This is a genomic window from Candidatus Eisenbacteria bacterium, from assembly GCA_016867495.1.
In the GTDB taxonomy this organism is placed as follows: Bacteria; Eisenbacteria; RBG-16-71-46; order CAIMUX01; family VGJL01; genus VGJL01.
On sequence record VGJL01000211.1, the window covers coordinates 1 to 4,257 of the forward strand.

A 4,257-nucleotide genomic window follows, 5' to 3' on the forward strand; every position below is an offset into this window, starting at 1 on the left:
GCCGCGCCGGTAGGCCGTCGCGATCTTGAGCGAGCGGAATCCCCGCAGGACATCGAGCTTCGTCAGGCAGACCTCCTGGATCCCGTTGACGCGGACGGCGTGACGAAGAAGGACGAGGTCCAGCCAGCCGCAGCGGCGCGGCCTGCCTGTCGTCGCGCCGAACTCCCCCGCCTGGCGGCGGAAGCGATCGGCCAGCGCGGGCGCGAACTCCGTCGGCATCGGCCCGTTGCCGACGCGCGTCGTGTAGGCCTTCGCAATCCCGATCACCTTGGTGAGCTGCCTCGGCGCGAGCCCCAGGCCGGTCGCCGCCCCGCCTGCGGTCGTCGGCGCGGAGGTCACGAAGGGATAGGTCCCGAGGTCGATGTCCAGGAAGGTCCCCTGGCTCCCCTCGCAGAGAACCCGCTCGCCGCGATCCAAGGCGTCCTGAAGGAGCGTGACGGTGTCGGCGATCATCGGCTCGAGAAAGGCCGCCACCGAGGAGAAGTGCCGGCTCCAGGTTTCCCGCGCCTCCTGCCTCGATTGCGGCATCGGGCGGCCGTAGGCCGCGTGCAGCGTCTCGACCCTCGCCAGCTCGCCGTCGAGGCGCTCCCGCAGCCATCGGCGGTCGAGCAGCTCGAGCAGCCGGATCCCGTTGCGCCCCATCTTGTCCTGGTAGGCGGGGCCGATCCCGCGGCGGGTGGTCCCGACGCGAACGTCCTGCCGCTGCAGCTCCTCGACCCAGCGATGGTAGGGGAAGATGATGTGGGCGGCCCCCGAGAGGAACACCCTCCCGAGCACGCCCACGCCCCGCTTCTCGAGCGAGTTGATCTCCTCGAGAAGATGATCGATGTCGAGGACGACGCCGTTGCCGATGACGCATCGGATCCCCGGCCGCAGGATCCCCGAGGGAATCAGGTGCAGGACGAAGATCTCCCCCCCGAGCTTCACGGTATGTCCCGCGTTCGGGCCGCCGGAGTAGCGGGCGACCCAGTCCATGCGCCCCGAGAGGTAGTCGACGATCTTCCCCTTCCCCTCGTCGCCCCATTGGCAACCGACGATGACCGTGGCAGGCATCGATTCTCCCCTCTCTATTCGCCCCTCTCGACGGAAGGCAACGGCCGCAATGATGCGCTCTGGGGAGGCGGAACCGCAAGGGCCGGTTTGGCCCTGCGGTTTGGCCCTGCGGTTCGGTCCTCATTACGCAGTGGTCGTCTGCCGCGCCTCGGGATCCCGTCCCCGCAGCCCGAGGTCAGGGCGGCCGCGCCGTTTCGGCGCATGCAGAAACGGCGCAAGAGCAGTCGGGCGAAGGGGACAGGTCCCGAGGTATGAGAAACCGCAGCGGCGGTGGCGGGCCGAGGGGCCTAGGCTTCCTTCTTCCGAGGCCGCTCCTTCAAGGTCACGATGGGGGCCTGCCCCTGCGTGATGACCTCCTCGGTGATCAGGCAGACCTCGACATCCCGCTTCGAGGGAAGGTCGTACATGATGTTGAGCATGGCGTCCTCGAGGACGGCCCTCAGGCCGCGGGCCCCCGTCTGGCGCTTCTGGGCGATCCGCACGATCGCGCGCAAGGCCTCGGGAGCGAACTCGAGGCGGACCCCCTCCATGTCGAAGAACTTCTGATACTGCTTCACGATCGCGTTCTTCGGCTGGGTGAGGATCGAGAGCAGGGCCTCCTCGCTCAGGTCCTCCAGCGTGGCGACGATCGGCAGCCGCCCCACCAGCTCGGGGATGAGGCCGTACTTCAACAGGTCTTCCGGCTCGATCTTGGAGTAGAGCTCGCTGATCGACTGCTGGGTGCGCGACTTGTGGTCGGCGCCGAAGCCGATCTGCTTCACGCCGATCCGGCTGGCGACGATCTTGTCGATCCCGTCGAAGGCGCCGCCGCAGATGAAGAGGATCTCCTTGGAGTTGACCTCGATGTACTTCTGCTGCGGATGCTTGCGCCCCCCCTGCGGCGGGACGTTGGCCACCGTCCCTTCCAGGATCTTGAGCAGGGCTTGCTGGACTCCCTCGCCCGAGACGTCGCGCGTGATCGACGGGTTCTCGCTCTTGCGGGCGATCTTGTCGATCTCGTCGACATAGACGATCCCGTGCTCGGCCGCGACCAGGTTGAAGTCGGCGGCCTGAAGGAGCCGGACCAGGATGTTCTCGACATCCTCCCCCACGTAGCCGGCCTCGGTGAGGCAGGTCGCGTCGATCATGGCGAAGGGGACCTTCAGGAACTTGGAGAGGGTGCGGGCGAGGAGCGTCTTGCCCGTGCCGGTCGGCCCCATCAGGAGGATGTTCCCCTTCTCGAGCTCGACATCGTCGAGGGCGGAGGGCTGGTTGATCCGCTTGTAGTGGTTGTAGACGGCCACCGAGAGGATCTTCTTGGCCCTCTCCTGGCCGATCACATACTCGTCGAGGACCTTCTTGATCTCGGCGGGCTTCGGCAGGCTCTCGCGGCTCACCGGGACGCTCTGCTCGACCTCCCCATCGAGGATGTCGCTGCAGAGCCGCACGCACTCGCTGCAGATGTAGACGGAAGGTCCGCTCACGAGGCGCGCGACCTCCTCCTGCCCCCTTCCGCAGAAAGAGCATCGTATCGGATGCGGTGAACTCATGCGTTTCTTCATCCCAGGCTCCCGGCGCGGGGATCCTCCCCGTCCTGTCCGGCCCTACTGCGGCTCCGCCCGCATGCCCTCCGGCCGCGGTCCGCTGCAATCCCCGTCCAGACTATACCTTATCGCCCGGCGCCGCCCCCAGCGCCCCACCCTACTCTTATCGCCCTCCGGTCACTTCTTCTTTACGATCACCTGATCGACGATCCCGTACTCCCGCGCTTCCTCCGCGGACATGAAGAAGTTCCGGTCGGTGTCGCGGCGGATCTTCTCGATCGGCTGCTCCGTGTGACCGGCCAGGATCTGATTGAGCTGCTCGCGCAGCTTCAGGATCTCGGTCGTGAAGATCTGCATATCGACGGCCTGTCCCCTGCTGCTGCCCATCGGCTGGTGGATCATGATGCGCGAGTGGGGCAGGGCCGAGCGCTTCCCCTTGGCCCCGGCGGCGAGCAGGAGAGCCCCCATGCTCGAAGCCTGGCCCATGCAGATCGTCGACACATCGGGCCTGATGAACTGCATCGTGTCGTAGATCGCGAGCCCCGCCGCGACGATCCCGCCCGGCGAGTGGATGTAGAGATGGATGTCCCGGTCGGGATCCTCCGCCTCCAGGAAGAGGAGCTGCGCGATCACGAGGTTCGCGACCACATCGTCGATCACCGTTCCGACGAAGATGATCCGATCCCTCAGGAGCCTCGAGAAAATGTCATAGGCCCGCTCTCCCCTGCTCGACTGCTCAACGACGATCGGTACTAGCGACATCCGCCCTTCCTTCCGTTGTCCTCTGACCTTCGAGAAGCCCGCCCGTTCTAGTTCGTCACGCGGGGTCTGCGCACCCGCGTCACCTGGGCCGCTGTCGTCAGGAAGTCGAGGATCTTGCGCTCCTGCATCGACTCCCGCATCCTGCGCAGCTCGTCCGCCTCCTCCATCTTCTTGCGAATCACCTCGACCTCGACCCCTTCTTCCTCGGCCATCGTGTCGAGCTGGGCGTCCACCTCCTCCTGCGTCAGATGGAGGCCCTCCTGTCGCGTGAGGCTCTCGAAGAGGAGATCGCGTCCGTGCATCCGCTCGATGATCGGGCGGTAGACATGGCGCAGCTCCTCCTCGTCCATCCGCCCCTTCTCCTCCTTCGCCTTCTCGGCGATCCGATGGAGGCTGTATTCGATCATCGGCTCCGGGACCCGGATCTCATTGGCCCGCAGGAGCCGGTCGACCATCTCGGACTCGAGCCTCTCCATGCTCTGCATCAGCTCCTCCGATTCGAGCCGAAAGCGGAGCTTCCCCCTCAGTCCATCCAGGTCGAGGCTCGGGTCGATCCCCTTCGCGAAATTGTCGTCCAGCTCGGGCAACTTCTTTTCCTGGATTTCCTGGGCGACGAGCCGGAACCTCCTCATCTTGCCGGCCAGATCCTTGTCCCGGAAGTCGTCCGGGTAGGTCACCTCGACCTGCCGGGCCTCGGCCCGGGAGATCCCGGACACGGCTTCCTTGAACTCGGGCAGGAGCGTCGGGCTGCCGACCTCCAGCCTCACCTCCTCGCGCTTGCCCCCGGGGAGCTTCTTGCCGTGGACATCGATCGGCTCGAGCGTCGCCCGCACGACATCGCCGTCGGCGGCCGGACGGTCGATGGTCTCGAGGACGGCCCGGTTGCGCCTCATCGTCTCGAGGGCCTCGGCGATCATCT

At 66.3% G+C, this 4,257-nt stretch carries 4 protein-coding genes; all 4 read right to left on the reverse strand.

Translation table 11 applies throughout. The features are described 5' to 3' along the window. Positions 1 to 1,053 (reverse strand): adenylosuccinate synthase (locus tag FJY88_12310; protein ID MBM3288118.1); only part of this gene is annotated, 1,053 nt, incomplete at its 3' end. Positions 1,054 to 1,340: 287 nt separating this feature from the next. Beyond that, positions 1,341 to 2,594: an ATP-dependent Clp protease ATP-binding subunit ClpX gene (gene clpX, locus FJY88_12315; GenBank protein MBM3288119.1), complete on the reverse strand. Its 1,254-nt coding sequence runs from the start codon at positions 2,592 to 2,594 to the stop codon at positions 1,341 to 1,343. A gap of 159 nt (positions 2,595 to 2,753) precedes the next feature. Continuing rightward, positions 2,754 to 3,338, reverse strand: a complete 585-nt coding sequence (clpP, locus tag FJY88_12320; protein ID MBM3288120.1) for an ATP-dependent Clp endopeptidase proteolytic subunit ClpP — start codon at positions 3,336 to 3,338, stop codon at positions 2,754 to 2,756. 47 nt (positions 3,339 to 3,385) lie between these two features. Continuing rightward, positions 3,386 to 4,231 (reverse strand): hypothetical protein, encoded by an 846-nt coding sequence (locus FJY88_12325; protein MBM3288121.1) that lies wholly within the window; start codon positions 4,229 to 4,231, stop codon positions 3,386 to 3,388. Between the last annotated feature and the right edge of the window lie 26 nt (positions 4,232 to 4,257).

Excerpts from the sequence above, each read along its gene's own strand:
- FJY88_12325 (MBM3288121.1), bottom strand. The coding sequence starts at position 4,231 with ATGAGGCGCAACCGGGCCGTCCTCGAGACCATCGACCGTCCGGCCGCC.
- clpP (MBM3288120.1), bottom strand. The coding sequence starts at position 3,338 with ATGTCGCTAGTACCGATCGTCGTTGAGCAGTCGAGCAGGGGAGAGCGG.
- clpX (MBM3288119.1), bottom strand. The coding sequence starts at position 2,594 with ATGAAGAAACGCATGAGTTCACCGCATCCGATACGATGCTCTTTCTGC.